This is a genomic window from Streptomyces sp. NBC_01525, assembly GCF_045040405.1.
Classification (GTDB): domain Bacteria; phylum Actinomycetota; class Actinomycetes; order Streptomycetales; family Streptomycetaceae; genus Streptomyces; species Streptomyces benahoarensis.
The window spans coordinates 6,445,486-6,463,365 of record NZ_CP109397.1 but is presented as its reverse complement, the minus strand read 5'-3'; the positions used below and the strand labels follow the sequence as shown (position 1 = coordinate 6,463,365).

The window sequence follows — 17,880 nt, the reverse complement described above, 5'->3', positions numbered from 1 at the left end:
CCCGGTGCGGGGGGGGCGCGGCCGCACCGGACCGCCGTGCCTTCGCCCCGTCCCGGCTAAGAGGTCCCCGAACAGGGATCTGGGCAGGTGCGAGGCGGGGCGGGATGATGTGCGTGGACCGATGCCGTTCCCCGCGCGCGACGCCCGGCAACCACCTGTCGCCCGGTGGCGCCCGAAAGGGCCGCCGTCGTCCGTCGTGCACCGGCATCTCCGCGCCGTTTCCAGCCCGCACGAGGAGCACCGCCCATGTCCGACCGCCCATCGTTCGACCTCGCGGCCCTCACGGAGCGGATGCGCAGCCTTCAGGGAAGCCTCGTCGGAATGAACGACGCCATCGGTGCGGCCGAGGCGACCGGCCACGCCGGTGGCGGTCTGGTCACCGCGAAGGTCAACGGTGAGGGCCGGGTGACGTCGCTGCGGATGGATCCGTCGGTCATCGACCCGGACGATCCGCAGACGCTGGAGGACCTGGTCATCGCGGCGATCGACGCGGCGCAGTCGACGCTCAAGGCGGCGCGCGTCGAGCAGGTCGAGGAGTTCACCCAGGGACTCACCGGCCTCGCCGCCGGGCTGCGTGAGCAGACCTCGCGCCGTCCCAAGACCCCTCCGGTGAACCCGTTCGCCGCCCCCTCCGACGGTGCCGCCCGCCCGCCCCAGGACGGTCCCGCCCCCCGCTGACCCGCTCAGCCGGGCCCACGCCCCTCCTCTGCCGCCCCACCTCCCTGCACAGAGAGCCCTGATGTCGCGGATCGTTTTCCACCGCCCCGCCCGGGTCGCCCCACCCCAACTCCCGACCGACCCGGTGGTGGTGGCCGCGCCACCACAGCCGATCGCCAAGGACTCCGGCGCCAACTGGCTGATGCTGCTGATGCCGCTGCTGTCCAGCATCAGCATGGCCGCCTACATGATCGTCGCGGGCAAGAAGATGCTGATCCTCCTCGGCATCTCCTTCGTTCTCCTCTCCATCGGCCTCACCTTCGGTGTCCGTATGCAGATGCGCGGCACCCAGCGCAAGCAGCGGCTGGGCGCCCGCGACCGCTATCTGGAACACCTCGTCGAGATCCGGAAGACGGCCCGTCAGGTCGCCTCCGACCAGCGCACCGTCGCCGCCTGGCAGCACCCCTCGCCGCACCGCCTGTGGGCCATCGCCCGGCGGCGGCGCCGCGTGTGGGAGCGCCGCCCCAGCGACCCGGACTTCCTCCAGATCCGGATCGGCACCGGCCGCGCGCCGCTGTCCACGCCGGTGCGGCTGGCGACGCGTAACGACCCCACGGTCGAGTACGACACCCGTGCCAAGGCCGCCGCGGACCGGCTCATCGAGAACACCTCAAGCGTCGGCCACCAGCCGGCGACCGTGGACCTCGACCAGTCCGGCGTGATCAGCGTGGTGGGACCGGCCGGGCGCGCCCGTGGCGTGGCCCGGGCGCTGCTGAGCCAGGTCGCGGTGCTCCACGCGCCCGACGACGTCTGCCTGACCGTCGTCACCGGCGGCTCCGAGGACGCGCAGTGGGAATGGGCGAAGTGGCTGCCGCACACCCATGAGGAGGACGCGACGGGTGAGGCGGGCGTGGTCCCGCTGGTCGCGGAGGACTTCGACGGTGTCGCCGACCATCTCGCCGCCTGGCTGACCGCCGCGCACGAGCAGGCCGCCGCCGCCCGCCGCACCTTCACCTCCGGCCGCGAGGCCGCCGCCAACCGCCGCCGTCTCGTCGTCCTCCTCGACGGCTACGACCCGCGCAGCGCCTGGGCCCGCTCCGCCGTCGCCACGCAGCTGCTGGCGGACGCGGGTCCCGGTACCGGCGTCACCGTCGTGTGTGTGGTGAGCCGCGAGGCCGACGAGCCGACCCGGGCCGATGTGCGGGTGCACGTCGACGACGAGGGGCGGCTGCGCATCGAGAACCGCCGCAACGACAACCGGGGCTCCGCGTATGTCGACGGGGCCGTCGCCGACGAGCCGAGCCCGGTGCTGTGCGCGGCGACCGCCCGTGCGCTGGCGCCGCTGCGGCTGTCCGCGGAGGGTGAGGAGATCCTCGCCCAGACCATGTCGCTGCCGAATCTGCTGGGCGTCCCGGACCTCGACTCGTTCGACCCGGAGGACCTGTGGATCGAGCCGGACTCCGAGGACGTGCTGCGCTTCCCGGTCGGCTTCGACGCCGAGGGCAAGCCCCTCGCCCTGGACCTGAAGGAAGCCGCTCAGAGCGGTATGGGCCCGCACGGTCTGGTCGTCGGTGCCACCGGCTCCGGCAAGAGTGAGCTGCTGCGGACCCTGGTCGGCGGTCTGACCGCGATCCACTCGCCGGACATCCTCAGCTTCGTCCTCGTCGACTTCAAGGGCGGTGCGACGTTCGCGGGCGTCACCGAACTCCCGCACGTCGCCGGTCTGATCACCAACCTGGTGGACGACCTGGCCCTCGTCGACCGGGTCCGCGACGCCCTCCAGGGTGAGCAGCAGCGGCGTCAGAAGCTGCTGCGGGACGCCGGGAACCTCGACAACGTCCGCGAGTACCAGTTGCGCCGGGCCGCCGGGCAGACCGGGCCCGACGGGAAGCCGCTGGAGCCGCTGCCGTATCTCCTCGTCATCGTCGACGAGTTCGGTGAGCTGCTGTCCAGCCGTCCCGACTTCATCGACCTGTTCGTGCAGATCGGCCGCGTCGGCCGAAGCCTCGGCATCCACCTCCTGCTCGCCACCCAGCGGCTGGAGGAGGGCAAGCTCCGCGGTCTGGAGTCGAACCTCTCGTACCGGATCTGCCTGCGGACGTTCTCCGCCGCCGAGTCCCGCGCCGTCATCGGCACCCCGGACGCCTACCAGCTGCCGCCCATCCCCGGCTCCGCGTACCTCAAGGTCGCCGACTCGGTGTACGAGCGGTTCCGCGTGGCCCATGTCTCCGGGCCGCACGAGAGCGCCGAGGACCGGGACGCCGTCGAGGGCCCGGTGTCCGCGGCTCCCGTCCCGTTCGGGCTGCGGCACGCGCCCGACCCGGACGCGGAACCGGTGCCCGAGCCCGAGCGGCGTTCCCGGCCGCTGCTCACCGGTCCCACCGAGATGCAGGTGCTGGTCGAGCGGCTGCTGCGCTCCGGGCAGGCCGTCCACCAGGTGTGGCTGCCGCCGCTGCCGCGGGCCCTGCCGCTGGACGCGCTCACCGGCCCGCTCGCCACGACGCCGGACCTCCCGGGGCTGCGCGCCCAGTGGTGGCCGGAGCACGGTTCGCTGAAGCTGCCGGTCGGCGTCGCGGACATCCCCGTGATGCAGCAGCAGCACCCCGTCGTCCCGGACTTCGCGCACGAGTACGGGCATCTCGCCCTCATCGGCGCGCCCCAGTCCGGCAAGAGCATGTTCCTGCGCACCCTCATGCTCTCCGCGATGGCGACCCACTCCCCCGACGAGATCCAGTTCCTCTGCGTCGACTTCGGCGGCGGCGCGCTGGCGCCGTTCGACCGGGCGCCGCACGTCAGCGGCGTGGTCGGACGGCACGACGTGGAGCGGGTGCAGCGCGCGCTGGCCGAGGTCAGCCAGCTGCTCACCGAGCGGGAGCAGCTCTTCCGGGAGCTGGGCATCGACTCCGCCGAGGAGTTCCGGCGCCGCCGCGCGGCCGGGGAGCTGCCCGACGGCGTCCGCAGCGCGGATATCTTCCTGCTCCTCGACAACTGGGCCGGGGTCCGCGGCGAGATGCTGGACCGGATGGACATCGACGCGACCGTGCTGGACATCGCGGCGCGCGGTCTGGGCGTCGGCATCCACATGGTGGTGACCGCCAACCGCTGGGCGGATCTGCGGATGGCGCTGCGCGACAGCATCGCCGCGCGGCTGGAGCTGCGGCTCAACGACCCCGCCGAGTCGGAGATCGACCGCCGTGCGGCGCGCCGCTTCGCGTCCGCGACCGCCCCGGGCCGTGGTCTGGCGCCGGGCGGTGTGCAGTTCCAGGTGGCGCTGCCGCGTCTGGACGGCATGGACACCCTCGACGGACTGGCCGACGCCCAGCAGGACGCCCTCACCAAGATCGCCGACTCCTGGCCGACGGCCGCGGCACCGCCCATCCGGATGCTGCCGGAGCGGATCACCCTCACCGAACTGGCGGAGCTGCCCGCCGCATCCGACCGTCCGGCGGCGGGCGTGGCGATCGGCGTGGCCGAGCAGGACCTGCTGCCGGTCCACCTCGAACTGACCGACGCGGACCCGCACTTCCTGGTGTTCGGCGACTCCGGCTCGGGCAAGTCCGCGTTCCTGCGCAGCTGGCTGACGGGGATGACCGAGCGGCACTCGGCGTGGGAGGCCCGCTTCATCGTCATCGACTACCGGCGTTCGCTGCTCGGCATCGTCCCCGACGAACACCTCGGCGCGTACGCGGGCGACGCCACCGCCGCCGCCTTCTACGCCGAGCAGGTCGCCGAGAAGCTGGCCGAGCGGCTGCCGCCGGCCGATGTCACGCACCAGCAGCTGCGCGACCGCGACTGGTGGGAGGGGCCCGAGCTGTATGTCGTCGTCGACGACTACGACCTCGTCGCCCACGGGCGGCAGTCGCCGCTGGCGCCGCTCGTGGACTATCTTCCGCAGGCCCGTGAGCTGGGCTTCCATCTGGTGGTGGCGCGCCGGGTGTCGGGTTTCGCGCGGACCGCGATGACGGACCCGATGCTGACCCGGGCGCGGGAGCTGGGCGCCTCCGGGCTGGTGCTGTCCGGCGATACGAAGGAGGGCGCGGTGCTGGGCAGCGAGCGTGCCGAGCCGCGGGTGCCGGGCCGTGGTGTGCTGGTGCAGCGCCGCGCCCCGCGGACGGTGGTGCAGCTCGCGCTCACCGAGGCGGACGCCGCCGAGCCGGGCGGCGGCTACTGACCGCCGCACCGCGCTGAAGCCCGTACGTCGTGGGGCCCGGTCCGTCCGGGCCCCACACGCATGTGCGGGGCCGGGTCATTCCTCCTCGTCGTCCCACTGGTCGAGCAGGTCCTCGTCGCTCATCACCTCGGTCGGCATCGGGGCGGGCTCCAGGGACTGTTCCGTCCACACCACCTTGCCGCGGTCGGGGTAGCGGGTCCCCCAGCGTTCGGCGAACTGCGACACCAGATACAGCCCGCGGCCACCCTCGTCGGTCATCGCGGCGCGCCGCAGATGCGGTGCGGTGGGGCTGCCGTCGGACACCTCGCAGATCAGGCTGCGGGCCCGCAGCAGCCGTACGCGGACCGGGCCGGTGGCGTAGCGGATGGCGTTGGTGACGAGTTCGCTGAGGATGAGTTCGGTGGCGAACCCCAGGTCGGCCAGGCCCCAGGAGCCGAGCCGCCCGACGACCTCCGCGCGGACCGGTGCGACGGCCGACGGGTCGCTGGGCACCGCCCATTCGGCGACATGGTCGGCGTCCATGCGGCGGGTGGCGGCGACGAGCAGGGCGATGTCGTCGCCGGGCCGCGGTCCCACCATGGCGTCGAGGATCGCCTGGCAGGTCTCCTCCGGTCCGGCGTCGGGCAGCCCCGCGAGGACGTCGCGGAGGGTGGCCAGACCGGTGTCGAGGTCGCGGTGGCGGTCGCTGACCAGCCCATTGGTGAAGAGCACCAGCCGACTGCCTTCGGGCAGCTCCAGCGTCGCCGTCTCGAACGGTTCGCCGCCGAGACCGAGCGGCGGTGAGACGGGGATGTCGGGGAAGCTGACCGTGCCGTCGGGCAGCACGAGCGCCGGGCCGGGGTGCCCGTTGGTCGCCATGGTGCAGCGGCCGGAGGCCGGGTCGTAGACCGCGTACAGGCAGGTCGCGCCGGAGACCTGGGCGGTGTCGGCGGTGCCGCTGTCGTCGATCCGGCTGACCAGTTCGTCGAGGTAGCCGAGGAGTTCCTCGGGCGGCAGGTCCAGCGTGGAGAAGTTGTGCACGGCGGTACGCAATCGGCCCATGGTCGCGGCGGCGTGCAGACCCTGGCCGACGACGTCCCCGACGACCAGCGCGACGCGGGCCCCGGGCAGCGGGATGACGTCGAACCAGTCGCCGCCCACCCCCGCCTGCGCCGGGAGGTAGCGGTAGGCGGCGTCCACGGCGTCCTGGTCGGGGAGTTCGCCGGGGAGCAGGCTGCGCTGGAGGGCGACGGCGGTGGTGTGTTCGCGGGTGTAGCGGCGGGCGTTGTCGATGCAGACCGCGGTCCGCCCCACCAGCTCCTCGGCGAGGGCCAGATCGTCCTCGTTGAAGGGGTCGGACGCCGCGGTGCGCCAGAACTCGGCCAGGCCCAGCACCCGGCCGCGGGCCCGGACCGGCACGCTGATCAGCGAGACGAGGCCGAGGGCGTGGATCCGCTCGGCCCGCCCGGCGTCCGCCGGCCGGGTGTCCCCCTCCGCGGAGGCCCCGGTCCGCCCGGGCGCCGTCGGCCCGCCGGCCAGCTCCGGCACCTCGGACAGGTCGGAGACGAGGATGGGCTCCCCCTCGGCGAGCGCCCGGGCGTGCGCGGCGGGCCGCACCACGGTGACCGGCTCGCCGACGGCGAACGTCGCGCTGCCGTCGTCCGGTCCGGTCCCCGTCGGCACCGCGGTGACGGCCGTCCGGCGCAGCGGCTGCCCGGCGATGTCCGGTTCGTTGCCGCCCAGCACCGGGTCGGCGAGGTCGATGGTGGCGACGTCGGCGAAGCGCGGGACGGCGACATCGGTCATCTCGCGGGCGGTGCGCCGCACGTCCAGGGTGGTGCCGACCCGGGCCCCGACGTCGTGCAGCAGCCGCAGCCGCTCCCGGGCGGCCTCGGCGCGGCCGGTGACCGCCTGCAGTTCGGTGGTGTCGCGGAGCGTCGCGACGCTGCTCGCCGCGGAGCCCGGGCCGTCGGTGAGGCGGACGTTGATGACCAGCAGCCGGTCGCCCGCCGGGCGGACGGCGTCCGACACGACACACCGGTCGGTGAGCAGCGCGGCGACGGACGGCTCCAGGCCCAGTTCGGTCACCGGCCGTCCCTCGGCGTCCGGCCCCAGGCCGAGCAGGCGCCGCGCCTCGTCGTTGGTGAGCAGCAGCCGCCCGTCGGCGTCCACGATCAGCACCCCCTCACGGACGGCGTGCAGCACCGCGTCGTGGTGCTCGTACATCCGCGTCATCTCGGCGAGCCCCAGCCCGTGGGTCTGGCGGCGCAGGCGGCGGCCGACGAGGACGGTCCCGGCGGCGGACAGCGCCAGGACGCCCGCGGCGCTCCCGAGCAGGGCGGGCAGTTCCGCAGTGGTGTTGCTCTGCACCCGTTTGACGGTGACGCCGACCGAGACCAGTCCGGCGATCGAGCCGTTGCCGCGGGCGACCGGGACGACGGAGGTGACGGTGATGCCGTGGATACCGGGGATGGTGCGGGTGAAGGCGCCCTCGGTGAGGGCGTCCTGGTACATGCGGTTGGCGTGTCGGCCGATGAGCGACGGGACGGGGTCGGTGTAGCGGACGCCCTGGGGGCTGAGGAGGACGACGAAGTCGACGCCGGCGGACTTGCGGATCACCTCGGCGCGCGGCTGCAGCTCCGCGGTGGGGTCCCGGCCGTCCAGGGCCTGTGCGGTGCCGGGTGCCAGGGCGAACGCCTCGGCGACGGCCCGGGTGCGGTGCTGTGCGTCGTGGGTGCTGGCGTTGCGCGACTGGAGGACCAGCGCCAGCGCGGCGACGGCCACGAGGACCACCAGCAGCACCAGTTGCATCAGCATCAGCTGTCCCGCAAGACTCCGCGCGTTCCAAGGGAAGCGCAGGGCCCGCGGTGGTGCGGTGCCCGGTGCCCGGTGCCCGTTCTTGCGCATGCGCTATCCGTCACCTGCCGGATCGCCACACACGCCCCGGTCGGAGACCGGCCCGGCCATGTGGCTGAGGAACTGGAAGCATATCGATGCAAATATACCAATTTATCACCACGTTCGTGCGGAGCTCGCGACCTCCACCACCCATTCCGCCGCACCCCAATCACCCACCCCACCGCAGCCGTTACCTCACTTTTTCGGCCATTCAGGAGGTTTACGGAGAAGTGAGAAGGGAGCGCCGTACGGGCCGAGGAATGCACGGCGCGAGCGGACGAAGATCCACAATGCGGCAGCGCCCGTGCGCCGCGTCCTTGCGATTCCCCGCTCGGACGCCGCGCACGGGCGCTGCCACGGACTGGTTCGGACGATCCCCCGCGTCGTCCGAACCAGCCCATGCGGCCGGATCTCATGCCTCAAAAGGCGGGCACCCGGCTTGCCCTGAGTATACTGGCTGCCAGCCAGCCAACGCAGGAGTTAACAGGATGTCCCCTCGCAGCGCATCGGTCAACGAAGAACTGCGGCGACGTTCCCGCGAGCGGCTGCTCCAGGCGACGGTCGACCTCGTGGGCGAGCACGGCTACGACGCCACCACCCTCGGCGACATCGCCCGCCAGGCAGGCACCGCACGCGGTCTGGTCTCGTATTACTTCCCCGGCAAGCGACAGCTCCTGCAGTCGGCCGTGCACCGCCTGATGCACCTCACCCTCCAGGAGGCCCTGGAGCGCACACCGCGCCCGGAGGGCCCCGACGCGGGCCGCGAGCTGATGGCCCGCGCCATCGACGCGATCCTGGGCCTCACCCGCGACCACCCGCTGCTGATGCGCACCCACATGGCGGGCATCCTCACCGCCGACGGCTTCATCCAGTGCCCCGAGCAGCAGCGCCTCGCCCATCTCCTGCGCGAAACCGTCATCGCCTACGGCTCCACCGACCCGGACGCCGACTACCCCCTGCTTCGCGCCCTGCTGATGGGCACGGTCGTCCCGCTGCTCCTGCCCGGCGCCCCCACACCCCTCCCCCGCCTGCGCGCGGAACTCTTCCAACGGTACGAGCTCGATGGGGAGTCGGGGTTCCCGCCGGAGCCGGAGGACGGACCGGACGCCCCGGGGGCCGGGGCGCGGGTGGGCGGGGAGCGGGACGCGTCTTAGGGGACGCGTTCGCCGGCGGCGCATTTCCTGGGAGCACCGTTCCCGGACGCACTCCCCCTGATGCGCTCTTCAGGCCCGCCGAAGAACGGATGTCCCGTCAACGCCGGTGGTGCCGGGGCGACAGCAGGCCCGCGTCGCGCGCACCGGCGATCAGCCGCAAGGCCCGGCGGCGGCCTCGTCCGGTCGCGCTCATCACCGCTTCCACCGGGTCCCGCCCTTCCCGCTGTGCCTCCCGGTACGCGTCGGCCACCACCTTGCTCCGGTCACCGCCCCGCCCCCACATCGCCCATCCCTCGGCCGCGGCGGGCTCAGTGACCGCGGCGGAGGGATCGGCCCGGGGTGGGGACGGGGCGGGGTCTGTGGCGTCCGGAGTGTCGGTTTCCGGGGCGGCGGACGGCTCGGTGGCAGGGGCGGCATCGGGGTCGGCGATCCGGGCCTCGGCGGGGGCGGCCGGTGATCCAGTGGCGGCAGTCCGGGCCTCGGCGGGGGCGGCCGGTGATCCAGTGGCGGCGGTCGGTTCGGCGGCTCGTTCTGCCACTGGAGGTGTCGCCTGCTCCGCTGTCGGAGCCGCCGCCGGACCCGTAGCCGGACCCGTAGCCGACTCCGCCACTCGATCCGTCGCTTGTGCTGCCGCTGGTTCCGCAGCCGGATCCGGCGCTCGGTCCGCCGAGGGGCCCGCGCCGGGCCCGATGGATGGCACGGCGCCGCCGGCCGACGGCTCACCCTCCGCGGGGGACATGCCGCCGCTCCCCCGCGCGCCGCCGTCGTACGGCCCGCCCGCGGCCGACGGATCTGCGGCGGGGGCCGGTACGGGACGGGGCCTCCGGGTGCGGCCGGTGGCGATGCGGCAGGCGTCGTCGAGCGGGCCCTCGATCCAGTGGGCGAGGGTGGCGAGCCCGCTGAGCGGCAACGGCGGGTCGGCCCGCAGGTCCTCCACGGTGATGCCGTCGTCCTCGACGGTGACCAGCACGTCGATCCGGGCGCCGTCGGGGAACGTCAGCCGGGCGCTCACCCAGGGCTCCAGCGGATCCAGCCGGGACGGCGCGGCATCGGCCGTCTCCAGGGGGCCGTCCCCGTCCGGGAGGCCGTCCGCGCCCTCGCGGGACGGCGCGGCCGAGCCGTGTCCGCGCAGTTCCCAGGCGGGCCAGTCACCCCTCACGTCCTGGGCTTCATATCGTTCACTAACGGTATAAAAGTCGCTTTCCGACACGGGGGAAACCTAGCGCCCACCCCGCCCGGCCCAGCCGCGCGGCACGCTCATCGCACTGGGACTACACCGATAGCGCAGCTCACTTCACCGGCGGAACACGGCTCACCTGCTCGGAGGCCCGGCATCCGGGCGCCCTCCGCGTACGGCGCTCCCGCCCGGTCAGTGCGCGCCGAGCCGTTCCGCCTGGAGGTCGGCCGCGCGCAGGACGCCGTCGATCAGGCCGGGGAACAGCGCGTCCAGATCCTCCGTACGCAGGGCGTTCATCTTCGCCGTGCCCCGGTAGCTCTGCCGGATGACACCGTTCTCGCGCAGGACGCGGAAGTGGTGGGTGCAGGTGGACCGGCTCACCGGCAGTTCGATGTCCGCGCAGTTCAGATCGGTGTGCGCGGCCGCGAGACGGCGGACGATGCGGAGCCGCATCGGGTCGGCGAGGGCGTGCAGCACCTCGGCAAGACGGATGTCCTCGCAGCGCGGATGCTCCAGTGCACGCGCGCCGGTCGCGGTGCCTGCGGACGGCGTCTCGGTCGGCATGGCGGCTCCTGACGTGCGGCGACGGTGAACGGCGGGCCGGTGCCCACCGGCCTTCATGGTACGAGGACCATCGTAATTCCCCGGCCGTCGCCCGGGGGCGCACTCCCCGAACCGGGCGCCCCCATCCCATCCCCGCGCGCTGCCCCGCCCACCCGTGAGAGAACGGAGAGAAGGGGGCGGTCACGGTGTCCGCGGGGGCGAGGGACGGAGGTGCGAGCATGAGCCGGAAGCGCGACCGGGACGTGGCCGGGGTCCTGCTGGACCGGCACGGTACGACGTACGCGGCGGAGGCGGGCATCCGGATGCGGGACACCCCGCAGCCGCTCTATCAGCTCCTGGTGCTGGCGTTGCTGCTCAGCGCCCGGATCCGGGCCTCGGTCGCGGTGGCGGCGGCCCGCGAACTGTTCGCCGCCGGGATGCGCACCCCCCGCTCGATGGCCGAGGCCACCTGGCAACAGCGCGTCGACGCCTTGGGCGAGGGCGGCTACCGGCGCTACGACGAGCGGACGGCCACCCAGCTCGGCTCCGGCGCCACGCTGCTGCGCGACTCCTGCGGCGGCGATCTGCGGCGTATGCGGGACGCGGCCGACGGCGACCCCGGCGCGCTGAGCGACGCGTTGCAGGAGGTCCCCGGCATCGGCCCGGCCGGGGCCGCGATCTTCCTCCGCGAGGTGCAAGGGGTGTGGCCCGCCCTCGCGCCGTTCCTCGACGGCAAGGCCCTCCAAGGCGCCGAACGGCTCGGCCTCCCGCAGGACCCCGACCGGTTGGCCGCGCTCGTCCCGGACGAGGACCTCGCCGCGTTCGCCGCCGCCCTGGTCCGGGCCGCCCTCGACGCCCATGTGGTCGATGACGTACGCGACGCCTGCGACGCCTGCGAAGGTTGAGCCGACGATGAGGCGTGGGGCGGCCGCCGTCAGCCCTCGCCCCACGTCCAGTCGGCGACCTCCGGCAGGTCCGTCCCGTGGCGGCGGGTCCAGGCATGGTGGCGGGTGCGGGCGTCGGCCATGGCCTGGCGTACCGCGACGGCGCGGCCGCCGAGTCCGGGCACCCGGTCCACGACGTCCATGACCAGCCGGAACCGGTCGAGGTCGTTGCGGACCACCATGTCGAACGGCGTGGTCGTCGTCCCCTCCTCCTGGTAGCCGCGCACATGCAGATGCTCGTGCCCGGCCCGCCGGTACGTCAGCCGGTGGATCAGCCAGGGGTAGCCGTGGTACGCGAAGATCACCGGCCGGTCGCGGGTGAAGACCGCGTCGTACTCGGCGTCCGGCATACCGTGCGGATGCGCGTCGCGCGGCAGCAGCCGGGCCGGATCGACGACATTGACGACGCGGACCGCCAGGTCGGGCAGATGGCGGCGGAGCAGCCAGGCGGCGGCCAGGGCCTCCTGGGTGGGCACATCGCCCGCACAGGCCAGCACGGCGTCCGGTTCGCGGCTGCCGTCCTCCGTCCCGGCCCACTCCCAGACGCCGACGCCCCGCGCACAGTGCGCCCGGGCCTCCTCCAGCGTCAGCCAGTCGAACGTCGGCTGCTTGCCCGCCACGATCACATTGACGTAGTCGCGGGAGCGCAGGACGTGATCCGCGACCGAGAGCAGAGTGTTGGCGTCCGGCGGGAGATAGACCCGGACCACCTCGGGGCTCTTGTTCAGGACATGGTCGACGAAACCGGGGTCCTGGTGGGAGAAACCGTTGTGGTCCTGACGCCAGACATGCGAGCTGAGCAGGTAGTTCAGGGACGCGACGGGGCGGCGCCAGCGCAGTCGGCGGGCGGTGCGCAGCCATTTGATGTGCTGGTTGACCATCGAGTCCACGATGTGCGCGAACGCCTCGTAACTCGCGAACAGCCCGTGCCTGCCGGTCAGCAGATACCCCTCCAGCCACCCCTGGCACAGATGCTCCGACAGCACCTCCATGACCCGGCCGTCACGCGCCAGATGCTCGTCCGTCGGGAGCATTTCGGCCTGCCATGCCTTGGCGGTCGCCCCGTAGAGCGCCTGGAGACGGTTGGAGGCGGTCTCATCGGGACCGACGACGCGGAAGTCGCGGCGCGCGGCCGTCGCCGCCATCACCCCTTCGAGGAGACCGCCGAGGACCCGCGTCGGCTCGTGCGTCCGCCTCCCCGGGGCCTCGACGTCCACGGCGTACGCCTCCAGCGGCGGGATCGGCAGGTCGCGCAGGAGGAGCCCGCCATTGGCGTGCGGGGACGCACCGAGCCGGCGGACGCCCTCCGGGACCCGCGCCAGCACCTCCGGGCGCGGCCGTCCGCCCTCGTCGAACAACTCACGCGGCCGGTACGAATGGAGCCAGGACTCCAATTGCCGCAGGTGGGCGGGGTTCTCGCGGACGGCTGGCAGCGGCACCTGATGGGCCCGCCAGGTGCCCTCGACCGGCACCCCGTCGACATCGTGCGGCCCGGTCCACCCCTTGGGCGTACGGAGCACGATCATCGGCCAACGGGGCCGGTCGGCGCCGCCGTCCGCACGGGCCCGGCGCTGGATCGCGGCGATCCGGTCGAGCGCACGGTCCATCGCGGCGGCCATCGCATGGTGCACCGGGCCGGGCTCGTCGCCCGTGACGTACAGCGGCTCATGGCCGTAGCCGCGCAGCAACGCGTCCAGCTCCGCCTCGGGGATGCGGGCGAGGAGGGCCGGATTGGCGATCTTGTAGCCGTTGAGGTGCAGGACCGGCAGGACCGCGCCGTCGTGCACCGGATCGAGAAACTTGTTGGCGTGCCAGGACGCCGCGAGCGGCCCGGTCTCCGCCTCGCCGTCGCCGATGACACAGGCGACGACCAGTTCCGGGTTGTCGAACGCCGCCCCGTACGCATGCGTCAGCGCATACCCCAGCTCCCCGCCCTCGTGCAACGAACCGGGCGTCTCCGGCGCGACATGACTGGGCACACCCCCGGGGAACGAGAACTGCCGGAACAACTCCGCCATCCCCACCGCGTCCCGGCTCACATCCGGGTACGTCTCGGAGTACGAACCGTCCAGCCAGGAGTGCGCGAGCACGGCCGGACCACCGTGCCCCGGCCCCCAGACACAGACGGCGTCCAGGTCCCGGGCCTTGATCACGCGGTTGAGGTGGGTGTGGACGAGCGTGAGACCGGGCGAGGTGCCCCAGTGCCCGAGCAGCCGGGGCTTGATGTGCTCCGGCCGCAACGGCTCGGTCAGCAGCGGATTTCCCCTGAGGTAGATCTGCCCGGCGGCCAGGTAGTTGGCGGCCCGCCATTGGGCATCCAGTTCTGCCAGTTCGGTGGGGGTCAGGGCGGTGGGGGTGCCCGGCTTGGTGGGGGTGAGTTGCCTGGTGGGTGGTGAGGCGTCCGTGTTGCTTGAAGCTTCGGCGGATCCCTTGGCAGGCGTGGAGGCGGTGGGGTCGACCGGGTCGGTGGGGTGGGGCATGCGGGGCATCTCCTGGGGTGGGGCCCGAGCGTTCGCGGGCCGGGGTTCGCGGGGCGGTAGCCGTGGACGGACCGGCGAGGCGTGTCCGGGGCGTCACTTCGTTCGCCCGGCGGACGGGGGCGGACGCCGGGGGCCGGCGGGGTGGAGAGGCTTCCCCTACGAGAACGAGTGCGGCGGGGCCGCGAATGCGCCTGGCGGATGCCGCGTACCGGGCCAGGGAACTACGCCGCTGGCGGCGGAGCCGGGCGTCGCGTCGCTGCCTACGATGATCGGGGAGACGTCGCCCGCAGTGGGGTGGGCTGCGGGTTGAGGCACCCCTCTCAGCCCGGGCCCGTCCTGGTCCGTTTTTCCGGGTCCGCCCCGGTCCGAGCCCGGTACTCCGGGTCCGTCTTGGCCAGGATCCGCCCCGGTCCGGTCCGCGCGGATCCATCAGTCCGGCGGCTCGGGAACCTGCGGCTCGTCGTCAGGATCGGAGTCCGGCTTGCGCACCGGCCCGGGCTCTTCCTGCGGCTCCGGCTCTTCCGGCACCGGCCCACGCGGCTGAGGGTCCCGGGGCACCGGACCTGGCTTATCGGGCACGGGCCCGGACCCGCCGGGGGCTGATTCGGTCGTCATCGTCGTTCCTTCCTCCCTGGGGCTCTTGCGGAACCACCGCACAGAGGCGCACCCCTCGACGCCTACCACGGCGCCCGCTCCCCTGCCCGTCGCAACCACCCGCCTGCCTGCTTCGCCTGCGGCGATGCGGCACTCACGGAACGGATCCGCGCCCCGGGTACGGGCCTGCCGGCTACGGGGGTACGGGCCTTCGGGGCGATGCGCGTCGACGTTGAGGCGTTGCCGCGCGATGGGCATCTCGGCGCTGCCCGCAGTCGACTCATATGCCAGGCCCGGGGGCGGCGCCCTCACGGGCCGACCCGCACGCGCTGGTGCGTACATGGGCGGGCCCGGCGGCGGACCGGCCTCGTTCCAGGGGGCCGGTTCCGTCTACGGGTACCCGGTCCGGCGGGTTTCTGTTGTCAGGTCGGTCTGCACCGACCGGTCGGGTGAACCTGACGGGCAGGTCAACCTGCGATGTTCAGGGCGGCCCACGGTGAGCAGGGCGGCCTCCATTGGTCGACCGGTACGCCCCCGGTTCGGCCGGCCTGTACTGGTCCGGCCGCTCTGCGGGTCAAACCGGTCCGTACGGTCGGCTCCGTACACGGTCGGCAGGGCGATACGTGGCCTACCGTCGGCCATGCCTCCCGGTTTCCCGATTCGACGCACCCCACACATGGGGACGGCGACCGTTTTCCCTTCCCCCGGGGGGCTCCCCCCTCCCCCCCCACCCGCTCCCCCGCCCCGCCCCGTCCCCAGCCCCTGGGGCCCGCACCGCTCCCGCCGGCGGGAGCGGATGCGACGGCATCGGACGCAATCAACCAGCCTCAGTCCAGCGCCCCCCGCCCCACGTTCCGCCCATCAATGTGCCTGCTGGATGCCGGAGGAGGCGGCAGCCCTATCGGATTGGGGAACGGCAGCAGCTTGGTGGCAAGGACGCGATGGGTGACGGGCTTCAGGTCCCGCAGGAGTTGGTCGGTCTGTGCGGTGCTGAGAGGTCTGAGGAGCCGGGCGGCGAGGTCGTCGGTGCGTTGCTCGATTTCCGTTCGTTCCGCTGCGCCGCGGGTGGTCGCAGCGCCCTGGCTGTCGACCAGGCCACGCGAGCGCAGGCGGGCCGTTGCCGCGGTCCATTCCTCCTCGGTCCAGCCCCGGTCCTGGCGCATCGACTCCTCGGGGACGAGGCCGCAGGCCACGGCCAGGACCAGGGATTCGCAGCCGTCGAGTTCGTGTTCGGCGAGAACGGAGAGGTGGGCGTCGCCGCGGAACTCCCTTAGGGCGGTGGTGAGTTGCCACAGGTCTTCGACCGGGTCGGCGCGGTCGCAGAGTGCCTGGTTCGCAGCGAACAGGGGCCGTGCGGCTCTCGGTGCGTCGTCGACCATTGCTCTGAGGGCGGGGGCCACCTTCGTGACGGATGCCTCGACCGCCGGATCGGCGGCCCGCAGCGCGTCGGCGGCGCAGCGGGCGCGGGCGTCGAGAACGCGCTCCGGGCCGACCACGTCCCAGGCGGCTGGGAGGGCACGGGCGATCATGGCGGGGGCGAACACGCCCAGCAGTTCGGTGGCCGGCGGGGCGGACACGGCGCCCAGCGGTGCCGTGCGGGCGGCGAGGTAGCCCATCCAGAAGCCTTTGAGGCCGATGGCCTTTCCGAGGCCGCGGCAGGTTGCGTCGAAGTAGCTGACGGCGTGCAGTGGCTCGGTCAGGTGCCGGAGTGTCCGGGCGGCGGCGGATGCCTCCGCTTCCGCTTCCGGCCGGGGCCGTCCCTGCGTTCGGCCCGTTGCCCGGGCGTACTGCTCGTTTCTGTCGCGTTCCTCGCTCCGGCCGTGGTGCCTGCTGCGGCCCTGCACCTGCCCTTGCACTTCTCCCCCGCCCTTCTTTCCGGCTCCGACGTGAGGTGTTGCGGCGTCGATGGGGCGAACGCTACCGCCGCGTAGGGCGTGTAGGCACGGGATTCGAGGAAGGTCAGGGGGTGATCGGGGACATCCCTGAGTGATCACGGATGGTGACAGTGTGTGATCTCAGGGGGAAGTCGGGTGCGAGGCGGGAACTCACCGTTACCGAAGGCAGATCGTCTACCGAAGGCAGATCGTCGCCGGAACCCGGGCGCGACCGACACCGCGCGCGGGCGGCCACCGCACGGTCCGTCCGGCAGCCGAGCCATCTGCCTTCCGGTCCAGGCTGCCGATCCGCCGATGCCGCGGTCACGATTGCGGCGCCAGCGCCTTCTCGCGCACATACGCGCAGGAGCGGCGCAGCAGCCGGGAGACGTGCATCTGGGAGACACCGACCCGGTCGGCGATTTCGCTCTGTGTCAGGCCGAGATAGAACCGCAGGTAGAGGATGTGGCGTTCGCGTTCGGGCAGGGTGCGCAGGCCGGTGGCGGCGGCTTCCCGGTCGTCGACCAATCCGAGTGCCGGGTCCTCCTGTCCGAGGAGGTCGCCGAGGGTCTGTTGGGTGTCCTCGCCGCCGAGGGGGCGTTCCAGGGAGAGTGCGGTGAAGGTCTTCTGGGCGTCGAGGCCGATGAGGACGTCTTCGTAGGGCATGCCGGTGTGGGCGGCGACGTCCTGCACGGTGATGGTGGCGTGGCCGGGGCGGATGGCGAGTTCCTGGCGGGCCCGGTGGACCTGGGCGCGGAGTTCCTGGGCGCGTCGTGGGACGTGTACGGCCCACAGTTCGTCGCGGAAGTGGCGTTTGATCTCGCCGATGATGGTGGGGACGGCGAAGGCGCCGAAGGCGGTGCCGACACCGGGGTCGAACCGGTCGATGGCTTTGAGCAGGCCGAGGGCGGCGACCTGGCGGAGGTCCTCGTCGCTTTCGCCGCGGCCGCTGTAGCGGCGGGCGAGGCGGTGGGCCATCGGGAGCCACGCGCAGACGATTTCCTCGCGCAGCCGGGTGCGGGCGGGTCCGTCCGGGAGGGTGGTGAGCCGGTGCAGGGCGGCGCGGGTGTCCGGGTCGAGTTGCGGCGTCCGGCGTCCGGTGGGCGCCTGGTGGGCGACGCGTCCGGTGTGGATTGTCATTCCCCTCACGCCTTCCGTTCCGTTCGGTGGTCCGCAGAGTGCGGGGTCCGCGGCGGGTGTTCCGGTCGGTGTCCGCGGGGCCGTGGTGCGGCCGTGGGCTCCCGTTGCTCGGCGCCTGTACGGGGCCGCGCGTTCGGGACGTTTCCGCCCGTCGACTGGGTACTCGGGGCGTCTCCGCCCGTTGGCGCGGCGTTCCTTCACTCGTCCGTGTGACGTCACTTCCACTGTGCAGCAGGCGGGAGCGGTGTGCGACAGCGTTCCCGGCCGCT

The 17,880-nt window shown here is 73.1% G+C and carries 10 protein-coding genes; 4 read left to right on the top strand and 6 right to left on the bottom strand.

Translation table 11 applies throughout. The features are described from left to right. The first annotated feature begins 246 nt into the window (after positions 1–246). Entirely contained in the window at positions 247–678 is a 432-nt protein-coding gene (locus tag OG422_RS28020; RefSeq protein ID WP_405746895.1) for a YbaB/EbfC family nucleoid-associated protein, read from the top strand. A 61-nt stretch (positions 679–739) separates the two neighbouring features. After that, positions 740–4,828, top strand: coding sequence for a type VII secretion protein EccCa (gene eccCa / locus OG422_RS28015; protein WP_143943591.1), 4,089 nt, complete (start codon positions 740–742; stop codon positions 4,826–4,828). Between the two features lie 75 nt (positions 4,829–4,903). On the opposite strand, the gene OG422_RS28010 is transcribed toward eccCa, so the two are convergent. After that, positions 4,904–7,714 (bottom strand): SpoIIE family protein phosphatase, encoded by a 2,811-nt coding sequence (locus OG422_RS28010; protein ID WP_405746893.1) that lies wholly within the window; start codon positions 7,712–7,714, stop codon positions 4,904–4,906. A gap of 479 nt (positions 7,715–8,193) precedes the next feature. Between OG422_RS28010 and OG422_RS28005 the strand changes: the two genes are divergently transcribed. Next, positions 8,194–8,859, top strand: coding sequence for a TetR/AcrR family transcriptional regulator (locus OG422_RS28005; protein WP_405746892.1), 666 nt, complete (start codon positions 8,194–8,196; stop codon positions 8,857–8,859). A 97-nt stretch (positions 8,860–8,956) separates the two neighbouring features. Here OG422_RS28005 and OG422_RS28000 read toward each other — a convergent pair whose 3' ends face one another. After that, on the bottom strand, positions 8,957–10,018 hold the full coding sequence (locus OG422_RS28000) for a DUF6214 family protein (protein WP_405746890.1): 1,062 nt from the start codon (positions 10,016–10,018) through the stop codon (positions 8,957–8,959). Between the two features lie 210 nt (positions 10,019–10,228). Further along, on the bottom strand, positions 10,229–10,600 hold the full coding sequence (locus tag OG422_RS27995) for an ArsR/SmtB family transcription factor (RefSeq protein WP_405746888.1): 372 nt from the start codon (positions 10,598–10,600) through the stop codon (positions 10,229–10,231). A gap of 218 nt (positions 10,601–10,818) precedes the next feature. On the opposite strand from OG422_RS27995, the gene OG422_RS27990 reads away from it, so the two are divergent. After that, entirely contained in the window at positions 10,819–11,484 is a 666-nt protein-coding gene (locus OG422_RS27990; protein WP_405746886.1) for an endonuclease, read from the top strand. Positions 11,485–11,513: 29 nt separating this feature from the next. Here the strand turns inward: OG422_RS27990 and OG422_RS27985 are convergent, their stop codons facing one another. From OG422_RS27985 to OG422_RS27975, 3 genes are all read right to left on the bottom strand, one after another. Next, the gene (locus OG422_RS27985) at positions 11,514–14,003 is read right to left on the bottom strand and encodes a phosphoketolase (RefSeq protein WP_405746884.1); all 2,490 of its coding nucleotides are present in this window, start codon (positions 14,001–14,003) and stop codon (positions 11,514–11,516) included. A gap of 1,421 nt (positions 14,004–15,424) precedes the next feature. Continuing rightward, positions 15,425–16,453: an SCO6745 family protein gene (locus OG422_RS27980; protein ID WP_405746882.1), complete on the bottom strand. Its 1,029-nt coding sequence runs from the start codon at positions 16,451–16,453 to the stop codon at positions 15,425–15,427. Between the two features lie 342 nt (positions 16,454–16,795). Then, positions 16,796–17,611 carry a SigB/SigF/SigG family RNA polymerase sigma factor gene (locus tag OG422_RS27975; protein WP_405746880.1) on the bottom strand — a complete coding sequence of 272 codons (816 nt, stop codon included), beginning with the start codon at positions 17,609–17,611 and terminating at the stop codon, positions 16,796–16,798. Between the last annotated feature and the right edge of the window lie 269 nt (positions 17,612–17,880).

What these genes read in the sequence shown, in the direction of transcription:
- OG422_RS28020 (WP_405746895.1), top strand. Translation starts at nt 247, where the DNA reads ATGTCCGACCGCCCATCGTTCGACCTCGCGGCCCTCACGGAGCGGATG.
- eccCa (WP_143943591.1), top strand. Translation starts at nt 740, where the DNA reads ATGTCGCGGATCGTTTTCCACCGCCCCGCCCGGGTCGCCCCACCCCAA.
- OG422_RS28010 (WP_405746893.1), bottom strand. Translation starts at nt 7,714, where the DNA reads ATGCGCAAGAACGGGCACCGGGCACCGGGCACCGCACCACCGCGGGCC.
- OG422_RS28005 (WP_405746892.1), top strand. Translation starts at nt 8,194, where the DNA reads ATGTCCCCTCGCAGCGCATCGGTCAACGAAGAACTGCGGCGACGTTCC.
- OG422_RS27995 (WP_405746888.1), bottom strand. Translation starts at nt 10,600, where the DNA reads ATGCCGACCGAGACGCCGTCCGCAGGCACCGCGACCGGCGCGCGTGCA.
- OG422_RS27990 (WP_405746886.1), top strand. Translation starts at nt 10,819, where the DNA reads ATGAGCCGGAAGCGCGACCGGGACGTGGCCGGGGTCCTGCTGGACCGG.
- OG422_RS27985 (WP_405746884.1), bottom strand. Translation starts at nt 14,003, where the DNA reads ATGCCCCACCCCACCGACCCGGTCGACCCCACCGCCTCCACGCCTGCC.
- OG422_RS27975 (WP_405746880.1), bottom strand. Translation starts at nt 17,611, where the DNA reads ATGACAATCCACACCGGACGCGTCGCCCACCAGGCGCCCACCGGACGC.